Origin of the sequence: Paenibacillus caseinilyticus (genome assembly GCF_027533645.1) — a bacterium.
In the GTDB taxonomy this organism is placed as follows: domain Bacteria; phylum Bacillota; class Bacilli; order Paenibacillales; family NBRC-103111; genus Paenibacillus_G; species Paenibacillus_G caseinilyticus.
The window spans coordinates 22,216-40,947 of record NZ_JAQAGY010000034.1; the positions used below are offsets into that span (position 1 = coordinate 22,216).

Consider the following 18,732-nt stretch of genomic DNA (forward strand, 5'->3'; position numbering starts at 1 on the left):
GTTCCTCCCTTCTTTAAGCAAAGCGTGAAACCTATTACTTCGTGCGACGACGAATGATGTACTGATTCGATGCTTTGTTTTTCTTCCGTGTCTTGTATCCGAGAGTAGGCTTGCCCCAAGGAGACATTGGGGATTTGCGTCCGATTGGGGAACGGCCTTCACCACCACCGTGTGGGTGATCGTTAGGGTTCATTACGGAACCGCGAACTTCCGGTCTCTGTCCGAGCCAACGCGACCGTCCAGCTTTACCGATCTTGATGAGCTCGTAATCCTCATTACCAACGGAACCAACGGTAGCGCGGCAAACTTTCAGGATTCTTCTCATTTCACCGGAAGAAAGACGTACGATAGCGTACTGTTCTTCTTTACCGAGCAATTGAGCTTCTGTACCAGCAGCACGAACCAATTGTCCGCCTTTACCTGGCTTCAACTCAATGTTATGGATAACCGTACCCACAGGGATGTTTTCCATAGGAAGTGCGTTACCGACTTTAATGTCAGCAGTAGGGCCGGACACTACCTGATCGTCCACCTTCAAGCCTTTTGGAGCGATAATGTAGCGCTTTTCGCCGTCCACGTAGTGAATCAGCGCGATGTTTGCAGAGCGGTTCGGATCATATTCGATCGTAGCAACGCGACCTGGTATTCCATCTTTGTTACGCTTGAAGTCAATAATCCGGTATTTACGTTTGTGTCCGCCGCCTTGATGACGAACCGTAATTTTACCCTGATTGTTACGTCCGGCTTTTTTGCTCAGTGGAGCAAGAAGCGATTTCTCCGGAGTGGATGTTGTGATTTCTTCAAATGTCGAAACCGACATCGCACGTCTCGCAGGTGACGTTGGTTTGTACTTTTTAATTGGCACGTGGATTCCCTCCTTACTTTAAAAAGTTACTTATACCGTTTCAAAGAATTCCAGTTCTTTGCTCTCCGCACTAAGGGTTACGATGGCTTTCTTCCACTCGGAAGTGTAACCGGAGTAACGGCCATAACGCTTTGGCTTAGCTGGCATTCTGAGCGTGTTAACATTCGAAACCTTCACTTTGAAAATCTGTTCGATCGCTTGCTTTACTTCCGTCTTATTGGAACGGATGTCAACTTCGAACACATATTTCTTTTCCGCCATCATTTCGCTGGTACGCTCGGTAATGATTGGGCGCTTAATAATATCGCGAGGGTTCTTCATTACGCAAACACCTCCTGTACCTTTTGCACCGCGTCCTGCGTAATGATCAGCTTATCATAGACCATAACATCAAGCACATTAATTCCTTCGGCCACTACAAACTTAACGCCAGGAATGTTTCGTGCGGAGAGTGCTACGTTCTCGTCATAAGCGGCCGTTACGATCAAGGCTTTACGATCCACTTTAAGGTTATTCAAGATTGCTGCAAATTCTTTCGTTTTCGGTGCTGTCAGCGCCAGTTGATCGAGAACGATAATCTCGCTCGACTTCACCTTGGAAGACAACGCAGATTTAATTGCCAGACGACGAACCTTCTTAGGCAATTTGTAGGAGTAGCTGCGCGGAGTTGGTCCGAAGACAATACCGCCGCCTTTCCATTGAGGGGACCGAATGGAACCTTGACGTGCACGGCCCGTTCCTTTTTGCTTCCAAGGTTTACGACCGCCACCACGAACTTCCGAACGACCTTTTGTCTTATGCGTACCCGCCCGAAGAGATGCACGCTGCATAAGAACTGCTTCGTTCAGGACATGAAGATGCGGCTCGATACCGAATACCGTTTCAGCCAGTTCCACTTCGCCCACTTGAGCACCGCTCACATTATATAACGCTACTTTTGGCATGAGTTATCCTCCTTTCCCTCTTTACTAAGCTTTAACTGTAGATTTCACAGTAACGTAGCTGTTCTTAGGACCAGGAATGGAACCTTTGATCAGAAGCACGTTACGCTCTACATCGATCTTAACAACTTGAAGTCCTTGGACCGTAACTGTCTCAGCACCCATATGACCCGGAAGGTTCTTGCCCTTCGGTACACGGTTAGCTTGGATCGAACCCATCGAACCTGGACCGCGGTGATAACGGGAACCGTGAGCCATAGGACCTCTCGACTGGTTATGTCTCTTGATTACACCTTGGAATCCTTTACCTTTAGAAGTACCAGTTACATCAACGAATTCACCTTCAGAGAAAACGTCAGCTTTGATTTCTTGGCCAACTTCATACCCGGAAATTTCAACGCCGCGAATCTCTTTAACGTAGCGCTTAGGTGTTGCACCAGCTTTCTTAGCATGGCCCAACTCCGGTTTCGTTGCGTTCTTTTCTTTCTTGTCGGCAAAACCGATTTGGATGGCCTCGTACCCGTCGTTCTCAGCGTCTTTCTTTTGCAGCACTGTGCAAGGACCCGCTTGAACAACCGTTACTGGTACAACCAATCCTTCGGGAGTAAACACTTGAGTCATTCCCAGTTTCTTACCTAAGATACCTTTAGTCATCGTTGACACCTCTTTTCTTTCTTGCTTTATTCACAATGTGTATATTACAGTTTGATTTCGATGTCCACACCAGACGGCAGATCCAGACGCATCAGCGCATCAACCGTTTGAGGCGTTGGATTTACGATATCGATCAAACGCTTATGTGTACGCATTTCGAACTGCTCGCGCGAATCTTTGTACTTGTGTACCGCACGAAGAATCGTAATGATTTGCTTCTCTGTCGGAAGCGGAATCGGACCAGAAACCCCTGCACCCGAACGCTTGGCTGTATCCACAATTTTCTCAGCGGATTGATCCAGAACTCTGTGATCATAAGCCTTCAAACGAATACGAATCTTTTGCTTTGCCATAGTATTCCCTCCTTCTATCGCCCAATTTAGTATCGGACATACTCCGTGAAAATCTCCTGACGCCGCCCCCTATGGCAAAGGGGCCGGGTGTGTCAGCAACCTCTCACTTCATCGCAACGTCACAGACCAACGTTCACTATTATATTAAATCCTGAATAGAAAAGCAAGTAAAAAATGATCATTCCGCCTAAAAAAAGAAAAACCCTTCATTCATTAGAATGAAGGGTTCGTAAGAGCTGGTATTACTTGCTGATGGAAGCAACTGCGCCTGCACCAACTGTACGGCCGCCTTCGCGGATAGCGAAGCGAGTGCCTTCCTCGATTGCGATTGGGGCAATCAGCTCAACCGTTACAGTGATGTTATCGCCTGGCATTACCATCTCAGAACCTTCAGGAAGGCTGATGATGCCTGTTACGTCCGTTGTACGGAAGTAGAACTGTGGACGGTAACCAGTGAAGAAAGGCTTATGACGGCCACCCTCTTCTTTAGTCAGAACGTAGATTTGTGCGGAAAAGTTCGTGTGCGGCTTAACCGAACCTGGCTTTGCCAGAACTTGTCCACGCTCGATATCCTTACGGTCTACACCACGAAGCAGTGCGCCGATGTTGTCGCCGGCTTGAGCGGAATCCAGAAGCTTACGGAACATCTCAACGCCTGTAACAATGGATTTACGAGTTTCTTCAGCCAGACCGATAATCTCGATCTCGTCGCCGACTTTGATTACGCCACGCTCTACACGACCTGTAGCAACTGTACCACGGCCTGTGATTGTGAACACGTCCTCGACAGGCATAAGGAAAGGCTTGTCTGTGTCGCGCTCTGGAGTTGGGATGTAAGAATCAACTTGCTCGAAGAGCTCAATGATTTTATCAGCCCAAGGACCATCTGGGTTTTGCAGAGCTTCACGAGCAGCGCCGCGGATAATTGGAGTGTCGTCGCCTGGGAACTCATACTCGTTCAGCAGGTCGCGAACTTCCATTTCAACCAGCTCGAGGAGCTCTTCGTCTTCAACCATGTCACATTTGTTCAGGAATACAACAATGTATGGCACGCCTACTTGACGGGAGAGCAGAATGTGCTCACGAGTTTGTGGCATAGGACCGTCAGCTGCGGATACAACGAGGATTGCGCCGTCCATTTGTGCTGCACCTGTGATCATGTTTTTAACATAGTCGGCGTGGCCTGGGCAGTCTACGTGTGCATAGTGACGGTTAGGTGTTTCGTATTCAACGTGAGCTGTGGAGATAGTGATCCCGCGCTCGCGCTCTTCTGGTGCTTTATCGATTTGATCGAAAGCTACAGCGGCACCGCCGTATTTTTTCGAAAGTACCGTAGTGATTGCTGCAGTCAGAGTTGTTTTACCATGGTCGACGTGACCGATAGTACCAATGTTAACGTGCGGCTTATTACGTTCAAATTTCGCTTTTGCCATGGAAAGAAAGCCTCCTTAAGTAGCTAATTTATATTTAGGCACCTTTGTTCTTTGCGACGATTTCGTCAGCAATGGACTTAGGTACTTCTTCATAATGGGAGATTTCCATCGAATAAACGCCGCGGCCTTGTGTACGCGAACGCAGAGTCGTGGAGTAACCGAACATTTCGGAAAGAGGCACTTTCGCCCGGATAATTTGCGCTCCGAAGCGAGCATCCATACCTTCAATGCGTCCACGGCGGGAGTTAAGGTCACCCATAACATCGCCCATGTACTCTTCAGGTACAGTTACTTCTACTTTCATGATCGGCTCAAGAAGAACCGGACGGCACTTCTCAGCTGCTGCTTTAAGAGCCATGGATCCTGCAATTTTGAACGCCATTTCACTGGAGTCCACATCATGATAAGAACCATCGACAACAGTAGCTTTGATATCCACAAGTGGGAAACCTGCGTATACGCCGTTCTTCATGGATTCTTCAATACCCGCTTGAATTGGAGCGATAAATTCTCTAGGAATCGATCCACCCACAACCTTGCTTTCGAACTGGAAGCCAGTTCCTGGCTCAAGCGGCTGGAACTCCACCCAACAATGGCCGTATTGACCGCGTCCACCGGATTGGCGAACGAACTTGCCTTCGACCTTTGCTGCTTGTTTGAACGTTTCGCGATATGCAACTTGCGGCTTACCTACGTTCGTTTCAACCTTGAACTCGCGAAGCATACGGTCAACGATGATCTCCAAGTGAAGCTCACCCATACCGGAGATGATCGTTTGGCCTGTTTCTTCGTCCGTGTGAGCACGGAACGTCGGATCTTCTTCGGAGAGCTTCGACAAAGCGACACCCATTTTATCTTGGTCCGCTTTCGTTTTCGGTTCTACAGCAAGCTGAATAACCGGCTCAGGGAAGTTCATCGACTCAAGTACTACAGGGTTTTTCTCATCACAAAGCGTGTCACCGGTTACGGTATCTTTCAGACCGACAGCAGCTGCAATGTCACCGGAGTAGACAATGCTGATTTCTTGGCGGCTGTTAGCGTGCATCTGAAGAATACGGCCGATTCTTTCGCGCTTGCCTTTGGTTGCATTCAATACGTAAGATCCGGAATTCAGAAGACCGGAGTATACGCGGAAGAATGTCAGCTTACCAACAAACGGATCCGTCATGATCTTGAATGCGAGCGCAGAGAACGGCTCATCATCGGAAGATCTACGGATAACTTCCGTACCATCTTCGAGTGTACCTTTAATATCTGGTACATCGATTGGAGCTGGAAGATAATCAATTACCGCATCCAGCATCATTTGAACGCCTTTATTGCGGTAGGAAGATCCACAAATGACCGGGAAGATCTTAACGTCGACCACGCCTTGACGCAGTGCGCCCTTAATTTCCTCGATGGTCAGCTCTTCGCCTTCCAAATACTTCATCATGAGCTCCTCGTCCAGTTCTGCAACCTTCTCGACGAGTTCAAGACGAAGCTCTTCCACTTTATCTTTGTACTCAGCAGGCACTTCGGATTCGATAGGATCTTTACCGAGGTCATCCTGATATACGTATGCTTTGCGCTCAACCAGATCGATTACGCCCACGAAGTCATTCTCAGCGCCGATCGGCAGTTGGATAGCAACTGCATTGGCCCCCAGCTTCTGACGCATCGATTCGATTACTTGAAGGAAGTCCGCACCGATAATGTCCATTTTATTGACGTAGGCAATACGTGGAACAGTATAACGGTCAGCTTGTCTCCAAACGGTCTCGGATTGAGGCTCGACACCTTCCTTCGCACTGAACACGCCAACGGCTCCGTCCAATACGCGCAGGGAACGTTCAACTTCTACTGTGAAGTCAACGTGGCCCGGGGTGTCGATAATATTGATGCGGTGCCCTTTCCACTGAGCAGTCGTAGCAGCGGATGTAATCGTGATTCCGCGCTCTTGCTCCTGCTCCATCCAGTCCATCGTAGCTGCACCTTCGTGAACTTCACCGATTTTGTGCACTCGGCCTGTGTAGAACAGAATACGCTCGGTCGTGGTCGTCTTACCGGCATCGATATGCGCCATAATCCCGATATTGCGCGTATCTTTCAGAGAAAACTCTCTTGCCATCAGGGAATCTCCTTCCTATACATAGGAATTTGAATTAGTATTCTACCAACGATAGTGCGCGAACGCTTTGTTGGCTTCAGCCATTTTGTGCGTATCTTCACGCTTCTTCACAGAAGCGCCAGTGTTGTTGCTTGCATCGATAATCTCTTGTGCAAGTCTCTCTTCCATCGTCTTCTCACCACGAAGACGGGAGTAGTTGACGAGCCAACGCAGACCCAATGTAGTACGACGGTCTGGTCTTACTTCGATTGGAACCTGGTAGTTCGCGCCCCCCACACGGCGAGCTTTGACTTCGAGAACCGGCATAATGTTCTTAATTGCTTGTTCGAACACTTCCATTGGTTCTTTGCCGGTACGTTCTTGAATCAGATTGAAGGCATTATAAAGAATGGCTTGCGCAACCCCTTTTTTACCATCAAACATGATACGGTTAACCAGGCGAGTAACCAACTTGCTGTTATACACCGGATCGGGCAATACGTCTCTGCGAGTAACTGGACCTTTACGAGGCATAGTTATCCCCCTTTCTCATGAAATCATGCTAAGATAATAGATTACTTCTTCACTTTCGGACGCTTAGCGCCGTACTTGGAACGAGCTTGTTTACGATTGTTCACACCTGCTGTATCGAGTGCGCCGCGCACAATATGGTAACGTACACCCGGAAGGTCTTTTACACGACCACCACGGATCAGCACCACGCTGTGCTCTTGCAGGTTGTGTCCGATCCCTGGAATATAAGCAGTTACTTCAACACGGTTTGTCAGACGAACACGCGCATATTTACGAAGTGCGGAGTTCGGCTTCTTCGGCGTCATCGTACCTACACGAGTACACACACCGCGTTTTTGTGGCGAGCTGATATCCGTCGATTCTCTTCTCAAAGCATTAAAGCCTTTTTGAAGAGCCGGGGATTTGGATTTTACAACTTTAGCTTCCCGTCCTTTACGAACGAGTTGGTTGATTGTTGGCATTTTGGCCACCTCCTTCATTGGAATGATTCATCATTTTCAAGCCCACAGATCCAGGCGAATCGTAAATGAACAAATGAAAAGTTTTTGCCTTTGAAAACAAGCTTCTCAGACAAAAACATTAGTTGTTCACTACGGCCGCTACAGCGGCGCCCACTTCGATTCCACACGCTTTACCTAACAACTTCATGGATTCCACGTATGTTACATTAACCTCCATTTTCTTGCAAAGGTTAACTATTTTTATCGTTATTCGCGGATCTGCATCTTTGGCAACAAAAACCTCCAAGGCTTTACCTTGTTCAACGGTCTTCGTCGCTTGCTTGCTGCCTATCGATAGATTCGCAGCCTGCTTCACTTTATCATAAGACATGTATCATATCCTCCAAAGCAGAACAGCTTAAAACCCATGACAATTGGCACACTTGGATATATTATCACTTCGCCCATTCGCTGTCAAGAAAGGATTGCTTGCCTTTACTAAAGAATTCATGATTCCCAGCAAAGGCAAGCCTTACCATCCTATTAATCTACAGTGACTGCTTCAGCTTCTGTTACTTCTTCGTCCAAAGGCTCTGCATTCGGATCGGTAATCCGAATATTGCGGTATCTTGCCATACCCGTACCGGCCGGGATCAGCTTCCCGATAATAACATTCTCTTTGAGACCCAGCAGTTGGTCTACCTTGCCCTTGATGGCAGCATCGGTCAAGACACGAGTAGTCTCTTGGAAGGATGCAGCGGACAAGAACGAATCAGTCTCCAAAGAAGCCTTGGTGATACCGAGCAGCACCGGCTTTGCCACAGCCGGCTCTTCGCCTGCAAACAGAGCAACCTTATTGGCTTCCTCATATTCATGCATGTCGACGAAGGATCCTGGCAGCAGCGTCGTATTCCCCGCATCTACGATACGGATTTTACGAAGCATTTGGCGAATCATTACTTCTACGTGCTTATCGTTGATTTCTACACCTTGGTTACGGTATACACGCTGAACTTCCTGCAAAATGTAGTTCTGAACGCCCCGGATGCCTTTGATACGCAGCATCTCTTTCGGGTCGATCGAACCTTCCGTCAGTTCATCCCCGGCTTCGACATTCTGTCCAAGGGTAACCCGAATACGCGAACCGTACGGTACGTTGTACGATTTGGATTCCGCCTCGCCTTGAACCTCGATTTCCCGGCGATCCTTGGCTTCGCGGATTTCTTTCACTACGCCATCAATCTCCGTAATGATCGCTTGCCCCTTAGGATTCCGGGCCTCGAACAATTCCTGAATACGCGGCAAACCTTGCGTGATGTCATCCCCCGCAACGCCCCCGGTATGGAAGGTACGCATCGTAAGCTGGGTTCCCGGCTCACCAATCGATTGAGCCGCGATAATACCGACAGCTTCCCCGATTTCGACGAACTGACCGGTAGCCAAGTTACGGCCGTAGCACTTTTTGCATACGCCATGTTTGGAACGGCAGCTAAGCACTGAACGGATCTGGATTTTCGTGATATCCGCATCGATAATTTGATCCGCAACAGACGAGTCAATAAGCTCATTGCGATTCACAATGATCTCACCTGTTTTTGGATGACGGATCGTCTCGTAAGAATAGCGGCCTTCAATACGGTCGTACAGGTCTTCAATGACCTCTTTTCCGTCCTGAATACGCGATACCAAGAAACCTTTATCCGTACCGCAATCTTCATCCCGCACAATTACGTCCTGTGCTACGTCTACCAGACGACGTGTCAAGTAACCGGAGTCGGCTGTCCGGAGAGCTGTATCGGCGAGGCCTTTACGGGCACCGTGTGTCGAGATAAAGTACTCGAGTACCGTCAGACCTTCACGGAAGTTCGATTTGATCGGGAGCTCGATGATCTTACCGGATGGGTTGGCCATCAGCCCCCGCATACCGCCGAGTTGTGTGATCTGGGACTTGTTACCCCGTGCTTTGGATTCTACCATCATGTTGATGGAGTTATACTTGTCGAGGGACTTCATCAGGATATCCGTCAGTTCATCCTTCGCTTTGCTCCAAATAGCAATAACACGGTCGTAACGCTCGTCGTCAGTGATCAGACCACGGCGATATTGGTTGGTTACCACACTGACCTTCTCATCGGACTCCTTCATGATCTGCTGCTTCTCCAGCGGAACTGTAACGTCCGCAACGGCTATCGTGATTCCAGCACGCGTGGAATACGTAAAGCCAAGCTGCTTGATATCATCAAGAATAATGGAGGTTTGAGTTGTGTGGTATTTCCGGAAGCATTCCGCAATAATCGTACCCAGGTAATCCTTACCCACGGCTTTGGTTTCCGGCAGTTCTTCCATGGCTTTACGGATATCCTGGCCTTTGCCGAACAGGAAGTACTTATCCGATGCACCGTTCAAGAGGTTGGCTTTCGTCGCCTCATTGATGTATGGGAAATCCTTCGGATAAATTTCGTTGAAGATGATCTTGCCCACCGTTGTGATCAGCATAGCTTCCTGCTGTTCAGGAGTAAAGCTCTCTTTGCCAAGCGCCTTAGCCGGTATGGCGACACGGGCGTGAAGCGAAGCATCTCCGCGGTGATACAACGACACGGCCTCGGCAACGGTACGAAGAATCGTGCCCGAACCTTTGGCTTCCTTGTTCTCGGTCGTCAAGTAGAAACTTCCGAGTACCATATCCTGCGAAGGAGTAACAACAGGCTTGCCGTCCTTCGGGTTCAAAATGTTGCCTGCAGCAAGCATAAGCAACCGTGCTTCGGCTTGAGCTTCTGCAGACAAAGGTACGTGCACAGCCATCTGGTCACCGTCAAAGTCGGCATTATAAGCTGTACATACGAGCGGATGCAGCTTGATGGCACGACCTTCAACAAGAATCGGCTCAAATGCTTGAATACCGAGACGGTGAAGCGTAGGGGCACGGTTCAAGAGGACCGGATGCTCCTTAATGACTTCTTCAAGCACATCCCAAACCTCAGGAGAGACTCTCTCTACCTTGCGCTTTGCGCTCTTTATGTTGTGGGCGAGGCCCTTATTCACGAGTTCTTTCATAACGAATGGCTTGAAGAGTTCCAGCGCCATCTCTTTCGGGAGACCGCACTGATACATTCTCAGGCTAGGTCCTACTACGATAACCGAACGGCCGGAGTAGTCTACACGCTTACCGAGAAGGTTCTGACGGAAACGTCCCTGCTTACCTTTCAGCATGTGGCTGAGCGATTTGAGAGGACGGTTACCCGGACCCGTTACAGGACGTCCGCGACGACCATTATCGATCAATGCATCCACAGCTTCCTGAAGCATCCGCTTCTCGTTCTGTACGATGATGTCCGGAGCTCCGAGGTCCAGAAGCCGCTTCAGACGGTTGTTCCGGTTGATTACCCGGCGGTATAGGTCGTTAAGGTCGGACGTCGCAAAACGGCCGCCATCAAGCTGTACCATAGGACGCAATTCCGGCGGAATAACCGGGAGTACATCAAGGACCATCCATTCAGGCATATTCTTCGAGTTCCGGAATGCTTCCATAACTTCCAGACGTTTAATTGCCCGGTTGCGGCGCTGGCCTTGTGCTGTCTTTAGTTCTTCCTTCAACATCTCGACTTCTTTCTCAATGTCGATATCCTGCAGAAGTTTCTTGACGGCTTCGGCACCCATGCCCGCTTGGAAGGCATATCCATACTTCTCGCGATAACTGCGGTATTCCTTCTCCGAGAGAAGCTGTTTTTTCTCGAGAGGCGTATCTCCTGGATCCGTAACGACATAGGAGGCAAAATAAATGATCTCTTCAAGCGAACGTGGGGACATATCCAGAGCCAGACCCATACGGCTTGGAATGCCCTTGAAGTACCAGATATGAGAGACCGGCGCGGCAAGCTCAATATGGCCCATACGCTCCCGGCGTACTTTTTGACGGGTTACTTCAACGCCGCAGCGGTCACACACGACACCCTTGTAACGTACACGCTTGTACTTACCGCAGTGACATTCCCAGTCCTTCGTAGGTCCGAAGATTTTCTCACAGAACAGTCCCTCTTTTTCAGGCTTCAGTGTTCTATAGTTAATCGTCTCCGGCTTCTTGACTTCACCTCGGGACCACGAACGGATCTTATCCGGAGATGCCAAACCGATTTTCATGTACTCAAAATTGTTGACGTCGATCAAGGAGCAACCCTCCTCCAAGTTTTGTGCAACAAAACTACATCGGAAGCATCCGTTGTAACCATGTGCTGTCTATTGTGCGGCTTACACCATTGCATTACGTCATTGTGACCGATGGGTGTTACTCAACACCCATCTCGGTGCCTTCCAGATTGAGGTTCAGTTTGTCGCTTGTGACCTCATCGTCGTCGTCCATTTCCTTCATTTCGATCTCTTCTTCGTTCTCGGACAAGATCTTGACATCCATACCCAAGCTTTGAAGCTCTTTAATCAATACTTTGAAGGACTCCGGTACGCCCGGCTCCGGTACGTTCTCGCCTTTGACGATGGACTCATACGTTTTTACACGGCCGACCACGTCATCGGATTTTACAGTCAGGATCTCCTGAAGCGTATAAGCGGCTCCATAAGCCTCAAGTGCCCATACTTCCATCTCCCCGAAACGCTGACCGCCGAACTGCGCTTTACCACCGAGCGGCTGTTGTGTAACAAGTGAGTAAGGACCCGTGGAGCGGGCATGGATTTTATCATCGACCATGTGCGCCAGTTTGATCATGTACATGACGCCTACCGTTACTTCACGTTCGAATGCATCCCCCGTACGACCGTCGAAAAGAAGGGTTTTACCATTACGCTGCATACCGGCTTCTTCCATCGTATCGAAGACATCGTACTCACGTGCGCCGTCAAATACCGGTGTGGCGGTATGAATACCCAGATACTTGGCAGCCATCCCTAAGTGAACCTCCAGCACCTGTCCGATGTTCATCCGCGAAGGAACGCCCAGCGGGTTCAATACAACTTGTACCGGTGTGCCGTCCGGCAGGAATGGCATGTCCTCTTCCGGAAGAATCCGGGCAATAACCCCTTTGTTCCCATGACGTCCGGCCATTTTATCGCCTTCAGAAATCTTACGCTTCTGTGCGATATAAACGCGTACGAGTTGGTTTACACCAGGAGGCAGCTCGTCACCGTTCTCACGGGTAAATACCTTCACATCAACCACGATGCCGTCAGTACCGTGAGGTACCCGCAGGGAAGTATCACGAACTTCACGAGCCTTCTCACCGAAGATAGCATGGAGCAAACGCTCTTCGGCCGTCAGTTCCGTTACGCCCTTAGGTGTAACCTTACCGACCAGAATATCGCCCGCTGCAATCTCGGCACCCACACGGATAATCCCGCGCTCGTCCAAATTCTTCAGCGCATCTTCACCGACGTTCGGAATGTCGCGCGTAATTTCTTCAGGACCGAGCTTCGTGTCACGCGCTTCGGATTCGTACTCCTCGATATGGATCGAAGTGTAGACATCCTCCTTCACAAGTTTCTCGCTCAGCAGGATGGCATCTTCATAGTTGTACCCTTCCCAAGTCATAAAGGCTACGACCACGTTACGGCCGAGAGCAAGTTCGCCCATCTCGGTTGAAGGGCCGTCTGCGAGAATATCGCCCGCGCGAACCTGTTCGCCTTTGTGACAGATAGGACGCTGATTGATGCAAGTACCTTGGTTGGAACGAAGGAACTTGTGAAGCTTATGCTTGATGATGTCGCCGTTAACCAGACGTCCATCCACCATCTCCTGCCGGCGCACCCAAATTTCATTGGCCGATACACGTTCTACCACGCCGTTCACTTTGGAGACGATACATACCCCGGAGTCCTTGGCCGACTTGTGCTCCATCCCTGTCCCGACAAGCGGTGACTTCGGTATGAGCAGCGGTACGGCTTGACGCTGCATGTTCGAACCCATAAGCGCACGGTTCGAGTCATCGTTCTCGAGGAACGGAATGAGCGCGGTAGCTACAGAGACGACCTGTTTTGGAGATACGTCCATGTAGTCGACACGTTCTTTGGCCAGCATCAAGTTATCATCTTTATAACGGACGATAACGATATCCTCGGCGAATTTACCTTCTTCATCGAGTTTGGCATTGGCTTGCGCCACGACGTAGTTATCTTCCTCATCCGCCGTCAGATATGAGATATTATCCGTCACCACACCGGTATGCGGATCAACCCTACGATAAGGCGCTTCGATAAATCCGAACTCATTGACACGGGCAAAGGTCGACAAGGAGTTGATCAGACCGATGTTCGGACCCTCCGGGGTTTCGATCGGACACATCCGCCCATAGTGGGAGTGATGGACGTCACGAACTTCGAAGCCCGCGCGCTCCCGCGTCAGACCGCCCGGCCCGAGAGCAGAGAGACGACGCTTATGCGTAAGCTCAGCCAGCGGATTCGTCTGGTCCATAAACTGCGATAATTGGGAGCTTCCGAAGAATTCCTTGATGGACGCAATGACAGGACGAATGTTAATGAGCTGCTGAGGTGTGATGGTGTTCACATCTTGGATGGACATCCGTTCGCGAACTACACGCTCCATCCGGGAAAGACCGATCCGGAACTGGTTCTGCAGCAATTCGCCTACAGACCGCAGACGACGGTTGCCCAGGTGGTCGATATCGTCCGTACTACCGATTCCATGAAGGAGATCGATGAAGTAGTTAATGGACGAGATAATATCTGCCGGGGTGATATTCTTGACGGTTTTGTCGATCTTACCGTTAGCAATAACCTTGACGACCTTCCCGTCCTCAATCGGGGAGTAGACATGCACGCACTGCATCGGGATTTTGTCCATATCCGCAATGCCGCTGGCCACAGTCCATTCCTTGAACCCAACATTGTTCTCCAGATATGGGAGGATGGTGTCGAGCAGGCGACGGTCGATCAATTGTCCGGCTTCGGCGATAATTTCGCCCGTTTCCGGATCAGCCAATGTCTCTGCGAGACGCTGGTTGAAGAGACGGTTCTTTATGTGAAGTTTTTTGTTAATCTTGTAGCGTCCAACGTTAGCCAGGTCATAACGCTTCGGATCGAAGAACCGGGCTACCAGCAAACTCCTAGCGTTATCAAGCGTCGGTGGTTCGCCTGGACGAAGGCGCTCGTAGATTTCAATCAAGGCCTTGTCCGTCGAGTCTGTGTTGTCCTTATCCAGCGTGTTACGGATATACTCGTCGTCCCCAAGCAGATCGATAATCTCGGCATCCGTTCCAAATCCAAGCGCACGAAGCAGGACAGTAACCGGAATCTTCCGCGTACGGTCGATCCGGACGTAGATAATGTCCTTTGCGTCGGTTTCAAGTTCCAGCCAAGCACCGCGATTCGGGATCACCGTAGCAGTGTAAGTTTTCTTACCGTTCTTATCTATTTTCGTGCTAAAATAGACGCTAGGGGAACGAACCAGCTGGCTGACGATAACCCGTTCAGCTCCGTTGATAATAAAGGTACCCGTTTCCGTCATCAGAGGGAAATCACCCATGAAGACTTCCTGCTCTTTAACCTCACCGGTTTCCTTATTGATCAAACGCACTTTCACACGAAGCGGTGCAGCAAAGGTGACGTCGCGTTCCTTGGACTCATCGACGGAGTACTTAGGCTCTCCCAAGCTGTAATCGATAAATTCCAACACCAAATTCCCCGTAAAGTCCTGTATCGGGGAAATATCCTGAAACATTTCACGCAATCCCTCATCCAAAAACCACTGGTATGATTTTTGTTGGATTTCAATCAGGTTCGGCACTTCCAGAACCTCATTAATCCGAGCGTATGACCTGCGTTTACGTCGACCTAATTGAATCAGATGACCCGCCAACTTAGATTCACCCCTTATGTCTACTCAATGGAACAAAATAAAAGCCTCTTAGGGAAGCCTTCTCGAGTAAATACTGCGCGAAGAGTCACTTCTTTAGGAAGCTTCTAGTTACGTACATGCGATGGGAGACTATCCTTTAATCTTACCATTATTTTCTTCATACTTTGTAGGTTTTACTTAAAATTTAGACATTATACGTTGAAAGCCCAAATTTTATTCACCCGAGCACGAAAAAAACTTCTTGACATTTTAGTAAACTAAAGACATATATCCCAATCCTAATGCTGACATTTAATTATGATATCACACTGGGCAACCCAAGTCAACAAATATCCCAAAATGTTATGCATAAAAAAGCCAATCTACTGCAGCACTAGGTTATCAAGAACTCTTTAATCAAAAGCATTCTATTTGGTCGCCTTAAGAATCCAATATCCCCGGTCACGTTCGACTTCCGCCACTTCCCTGAAGAGGCTCTCCAGCTTGGTCACTGCTGAGGGAGCCCCCTGCTTCTTTTGAATAACCACCCATAAGGAGCCTCCTTCCACAAGCACTGCATGCGCCTGCTCGAAGATCCGGTGGACCGTTTCCTTTCCTGCACGAATCGGAGGATTCGTGAGTACAGCATCAAACGATTCTTCCATGACTTCCGCCAACAGATCACTTTGCAAGATCTTTACATTACGAATCCCATTCCGCTCTGCATTCTGCCTGGCCAGCTCCACTGCGCGCTCATTGATATCGACCATAGTTACTTGACCGCGTCCCGCTAATGCTGCTGCCGTTATTCCGATAGGGCCGTATCCACATCCTACATCCAATACACGGGCATCTGCCGGCAAATCCATAGTTTCCACCAGCAGCTTCGATCCGTAATCCACACCCTTTTTGGAGAACACGCCTGCATCGGTGATGAATGTGTAGCTGTGCCCACGCAGATTCTCTTCGATTTTATGTAAGTCATGGCTTGCGCTCGGCTTGGCGGCATAGTAATGCTCTGACAATATATTCTCTCCTTTCCCTTCTCCAGTGACCGATCTTCCTCAATGCGAAAACCCCTTGAGAGGATGCCTCTGCAAGGGGTCGTCGGTGAATCAAAATTACTTCACTTCTACGGATGCGCCTGCTTCTTCAAGCTTCGCTTTAACCGCTTCAGCTTCTTCTTTAGCTACTTTTTCTTTCAGTGCTTTTGGAGCATTGTCTACCAGGTCTTTTGCTTCTTTCAGACCCAGGCCAGTGATTTCGCGAACAACTTTGATAACGTTGATCTTGGAAGCGCCAGCGCTGTTCAAGATTACGTCGAATTCAGTTTGTTCTGCTACTTCTGCTGCGCCGCCGCCAGCTACCATAGCCACAGGAGCTGCTGCTGTTACGCCGAACTCTTCTTCGATTGCTTTAACCAGATCGTTCAGTTCGAGTACGGTCATGCCTTTGATGGCTTCCAAGATTTGCTCTTTGCTCATGGTTAAACCTCCATTATTATTCCTAAAGTATTGGGTAATTCATTGATTTCAAAAAACTTACGCTTCTTGCGCGCCGCCTTCTTGCTTCTCAGCCACAGCTTTAACCGCAAGGGCGAAGTTGCGCATAGGAGCTTGGAGCACGCTGAGGAGCATGGACAGAAGACCCTCTCTCGATGGGAGCTCAGCCAGTGCCTTAATTTGGTTGAAGTCAACTACTTTGCCTTCAACTACGCCTGCCTTCACACTCAACTTATCATTCTTCTTCGCGAAATCCGTAAGGATTTTCGCTGGAGTAATGATGTCGTCTTTGCTGAACGCAATCGCTGTAGGTCCAGTCAGGAATTCATCCAGCTCGGACAGTTCAGCAGATGCTGTCGCGCGACGTACCAGCGTGTTCTTCAGAACTTGGAATTCCACGCCCGCTTCGCGAAGTTGTCTGCGGAGCTCAGTCACTTGAGCAACGTTCAGACCACGATAGTCAGCAACGATAGAGCAGGAGCTAGCTTTCAGCTTATCGGAGACATCCGATACTTGTTGCGATTTCAGCTCGATTACTTTTGCATTTGCCATTTTTGCACCTCCTACAAGTTTTCGTTAGAAAACTGACATCCTGTGAAAACTTACCATGGAATCGAATCCCGAGGGCTTAGTGCCCGCCTATCTGCCGGCATTTCCGCATAAATGCGAAAATGCCTTCGCAGACTAGCGAAGGCATGATGATTCAACTATTCTTGCGCTCGAGAGCAAAGAATACCGAACTTATATCATAACACCTCGGCAGGAAATTAAGCCCAAAGGCACCTGCTGTCTACGGTAAGCATATTCGTTTGTTAGTTCTTCTTAGCAACCTAGCATAGGTTAGCATGGATGACTAGAAAAGTCAACTCCCAAACTAATCCTAACGCAGATTCGCTGCGTTCACACGAGCACTAGGGCCCATGGTCGAGGATACTGCCACGTTCTTCAGGTATACACCTTTAGCTGCAGCAGGCTTCGCTCTGTTCAGCGCATCAATCAGTGCCTTGAAGTTTTCAGCAAGCTTTTCGGCATCGAAGGAAACTTTGCCGATTGGCGCGTGAATTTGACCGGCTTTATCGAGACGGTATTCGATTTTACCTGCCTTAATTTCCTGAACGGCTTTAGTTACATCAAATGTAACTGTACCCGCTTTAGGGTTAGGCATCAAACCTTTACCACCGAGAATACGGCCGAGCTTACCCACTTCACTCATCATGTCCGGTGTAGCTACGCAGACATCAAAGTCAAACCAGCCCTGCTGAATTTTGTTGATCATGTCCTGATCGCCTACGAAGTCAGCGCCAGCAGCTTCCGCTTCTTTTGCTTTTTCCCCTTTAGCGAATACCAGTACACGCTTTGTTTTACCAGTGCCGTGAGGCAGTACAACTACACCACGAACAGCTTGGTCTTGTTTCCTCGGGTCAACGCCGAGACGTACTGCTACTTCGACAGTTTCGTCGAATTTAGCACGTGCTGTTTGCTTTACGAGTTCGATCGCTTGTGCCGGCTCGTAGAATGCTTCAGCATCGATTTGCTTGGCAACTTCCAAGTACTTCTTACCGTGTTTTGCCACAATCTTGTCCTCCTAAGTGGTATTAGCGGAATATCCTCCCACTGATTGCACGCCCTGCAACGGCGGCACCGAAACTAACGATTCTATATCTTCAAGAAAGAATAGAGTACCGATTAGTCTTCGATTACAACGCCCATACTGCGAGCTGTACCTTCAACCATACGCATTGCAGCTTCAACAGTTGCAGCGTTAAGGTCAGGCATTTTTTGTTCAGCGATTTCGCGAACTTTCGAACGCTTAACCGTTGCTACTTTCTTCTTGTTCGGCTCACCGGAACCTTTTTCGATTCCAGCAGCAACGCGAAGCAGAACAGCAGCCGGTGGAGTTTTCGTCTCGAACGTGAACGAACGGTCCTCGAACACCGAAATTACAACCGGGATGATCAGACCAGCTTGATCAGCTGTACGAGCGTTGAACTCTTTGCAGAAAGCCATGATGTTCACGCCTGCTTGACCAAGTGCCGGACCGATTGGCGGCGCCGGATTCGCTTTCCCTGCAGGAACCTGCAGTTTCACCATCTTGATTACCTTTTTTGCCATGTGTGACACCC

17 protein-coding genes and 1 other annotated feature are annotated in these 18,732 nt (G+C 49.2%); all 17 genes read right to left on the bottom strand.

The annotated features are described in order from the left end of the window. Positions 1 to 34: 34 nt before the first annotated feature. The gene (gene rplB / locus O9H32_RS30575; RefSeq protein WP_269869876.1) at positions 35 to 865 is read right to left on the bottom strand and encodes a 50S ribosomal protein L2; all 831 of its coding nucleotides are present in this window, start codon (positions 863 to 865) and stop codon (positions 35 to 37) included. 30 nt (positions 866 to 895) lie between these two features. Beyond that, a complete protein-coding gene (gene rplW, locus O9H32_RS30580; protein WP_269869877.1) occupies positions 896 to 1,186 on the bottom strand; it encodes a 50S ribosomal protein L23 in 291 nt (96 codons plus the stop codon). Then, the gene (rplD, locus tag O9H32_RS30585) at positions 1,186 to 1,809 is read right to left on the bottom strand and encodes a 50S ribosomal protein L4 (protein WP_269869878.1); all 624 of its coding nucleotides are present in this window, start codon (positions 1,807 to 1,809) and stop codon (positions 1,186 to 1,188) included. The genes rplW and rplD overlap by 1 nt, the downstream gene beginning before the upstream one ends. 24 nt (positions 1,810 to 1,833) lie before the next feature. After that, complete coding sequence (rplC, locus tag O9H32_RS30590) at positions 1,834 to 2,460, bottom strand: 50S ribosomal protein L3 (protein WP_269869879.1); 627 nt, start codon at positions 2,458 to 2,460, stop codon at positions 1,834 to 1,836. 44 nt (positions 2,461 to 2,504) lie between these two features. Then, positions 2,505 to 2,813 (bottom strand): 30S ribosomal protein S10, encoded by a 309-nt coding sequence (gene rpsJ, locus O9H32_RS30595; RefSeq protein ID WP_013921163.1) that lies wholly within the window; start codon positions 2,811 to 2,813, stop codon positions 2,505 to 2,507. 242 nt (positions 2,814 to 3,055) lie between these two features. Beyond that, the gene (tuf, locus tag O9H32_RS30600; RefSeq protein ID WP_269869880.1) at positions 3,056 to 4,246 is read right to left on the bottom strand and encodes an elongation factor Tu; all 1,191 of its coding nucleotides are present in this window, start codon (positions 4,244 to 4,246) and stop codon (positions 3,056 to 3,058) included. Positions 4,247 to 4,280: 34 nt separating this feature from the next. After that, positions 4,281 to 6,356, bottom strand: coding sequence for an elongation factor G (fusA, locus tag O9H32_RS30605; protein WP_269869881.1), 2,076 nt, complete (start codon positions 6,354 to 6,356; stop codon positions 4,281 to 4,283). 42 nt (positions 6,357 to 6,398) lie between these two features. Continuing rightward, the gene (rpsG, locus tag O9H32_RS30610) at positions 6,399 to 6,869 is read right to left on the bottom strand and encodes a 30S ribosomal protein S7 (protein WP_269869882.1); all 471 of its coding nucleotides are present in this window, start codon (positions 6,867 to 6,869) and stop codon (positions 6,399 to 6,401) included. A gap of 41 nt (positions 6,870 to 6,910) precedes the next feature. Next, entirely contained in the window at positions 6,911 to 7,330 is a 420-nt protein-coding gene (gene rpsL / locus O9H32_RS30615; RefSeq protein WP_269869883.1) for a 30S ribosomal protein S12, read from the bottom strand. 118 nt (positions 7,331 to 7,448) lie between these two features. Then, positions 7,449 to 7,700 (bottom strand): ribosomal L7Ae/L30e/S12e/Gadd45 family protein, encoded by a 252-nt coding sequence (locus O9H32_RS30620; protein WP_269869884.1) that lies wholly within the window; start codon positions 7,698 to 7,700, stop codon positions 7,449 to 7,451. Positions 7,701 to 7,852: 152 nt separating this feature from the next. Beyond that, positions 7,853 to 11,473: a DNA-directed RNA polymerase subunit beta' gene (rpoC, locus tag O9H32_RS30625; protein WP_269869885.1), complete on the bottom strand. Its 3,621-nt coding sequence runs from the start codon at positions 11,471 to 11,473 to the stop codon at positions 7,853 to 7,855. A 118-nt stretch (positions 11,474 to 11,591) separates the two neighbouring features. After that, positions 11,592 to 15,146 carry a DNA-directed RNA polymerase subunit beta gene (gene rpoB, locus O9H32_RS30630; protein ID WP_269869907.1) on the bottom strand — a complete coding sequence of 1,185 codons (3,555 nt, stop codon included), beginning with the start codon at positions 15,144 to 15,146 and terminating at the stop codon, positions 11,592 to 11,594. A 389-nt stretch (positions 15,147 to 15,535) separates the two neighbouring features. After that, positions 15,536 to 16,132, bottom strand: a complete 597-nt coding sequence (locus O9H32_RS30635; protein WP_269869886.1) for a class I SAM-dependent methyltransferase — start codon at positions 16,130 to 16,132, stop codon at positions 15,536 to 15,538. Positions 16,133 to 16,228: 96 nt separating this feature from the next. Beyond that, positions 16,229 to 16,591 (bottom strand): 50S ribosomal protein L7/L12, encoded by a 363-nt coding sequence (gene rplL, locus O9H32_RS30640; protein WP_269869887.1) that lies wholly within the window; start codon positions 16,589 to 16,591, stop codon positions 16,229 to 16,231. Between the two features lie 57 nt (positions 16,592 to 16,648). Then, a complete protein-coding gene (gene rplJ, locus O9H32_RS30645; RefSeq protein WP_269869888.1) occupies positions 16,649 to 17,161 on the bottom strand; it encodes a 50S ribosomal protein L10 in 513 nt (170 codons plus the stop codon). 105 nt (positions 17,162 to 17,266) lie between these two features. Then, positions 17,267 to 17,423, bottom strand: a sequence feature (ribosomal protein L10 leader region). A gap of 66 nt (positions 17,424 to 17,489) precedes the next feature. Continuing rightward, complete coding sequence (rplA, locus tag O9H32_RS30650; protein ID WP_269869889.1) at positions 17,490 to 18,182, bottom strand: 50S ribosomal protein L1; 693 nt, start codon at positions 18,180 to 18,182, stop codon at positions 17,490 to 17,492. A gap of 113 nt (positions 18,183 to 18,295) precedes the next feature. Then, positions 18,296 to 18,721, bottom strand: coding sequence for a 50S ribosomal protein L11 (gene rplK / locus O9H32_RS30655; protein WP_269869890.1), 426 nt, complete (start codon positions 18,719 to 18,721; stop codon positions 18,296 to 18,298). Positions 18,722 to 18,732 lie beyond the last annotated feature (11 nt).

Bases quoted from the DNA above. Each gene is read 5' to 3' on its own strand.
- rplW (WP_269869877.1), bottom strand. From the start codon at position 1,186: ATGAAGAACCCTCGCGATATTATTAAGCGCCCAATCATTACCGAGCGT.
- rplD (WP_269869878.1), bottom strand. From the start codon at position 1,809: ATGCCAAAAGTAGCGTTATATAATGTGAGCGGTGCTCAAGTGGGCGAA.
- rplC (WP_269869879.1), bottom strand. From the start codon at position 2,460: ATGACTAAAGGTATCTTAGGTAAGAAACTGGGAATGACTCAAGTGTTT.
- rpsJ (WP_013921163.1), bottom strand. From the start codon at position 2,813: ATGGCAAAGCAAAAGATTCGTATTCGTTTGAAGGCTTATGATCACAGA.
- tuf (WP_269869880.1), bottom strand. From the start codon at position 4,246: ATGGCAAAAGCGAAATTTGAACGTAATAAGCCGCACGTTAACATTGGT.
- fusA (WP_269869881.1), bottom strand. From the start codon at position 6,356: ATGGCAAGAGAGTTTTCTCTGAAAGATACGCGCAATATCGGGATTATG.
- rpsG (WP_269869882.1), bottom strand. From the start codon at position 6,869: ATGCCTCGTAAAGGTCCAGTTACTCGCAGAGACGTATTGCCCGATCCG.
- rpsL (WP_269869883.1), bottom strand. From the start codon at position 7,330: ATGCCAACAATCAACCAACTCGTTCGTAAAGGACGGGAAGCTAAAGTT.
- O9H32_RS30620 (WP_269869884.1), bottom strand. From the start codon at position 7,700: ATGTCTTATGATAAAGTGAAGCAGGCTGCGAATCTATCGATAGGCAGC.
- rplL (WP_269869887.1), bottom strand. From the start codon at position 16,591: ATGAGCAAAGAGCAAATCTTGGAAGCCATCAAAGGCATGACCGTACTC.
- rplJ (WP_269869888.1), bottom strand. From the start codon at position 17,161: ATGGCAAATGCAAAAGTAATCGAGCTGAAATCGCAACAAGTATCGGAT.
- rplK (WP_269869890.1), bottom strand. From the start codon at position 18,721: ATGGCAAAAAAGGTAATCAAGATGGTGAAACTGCAGGTTCCTGCAGGG.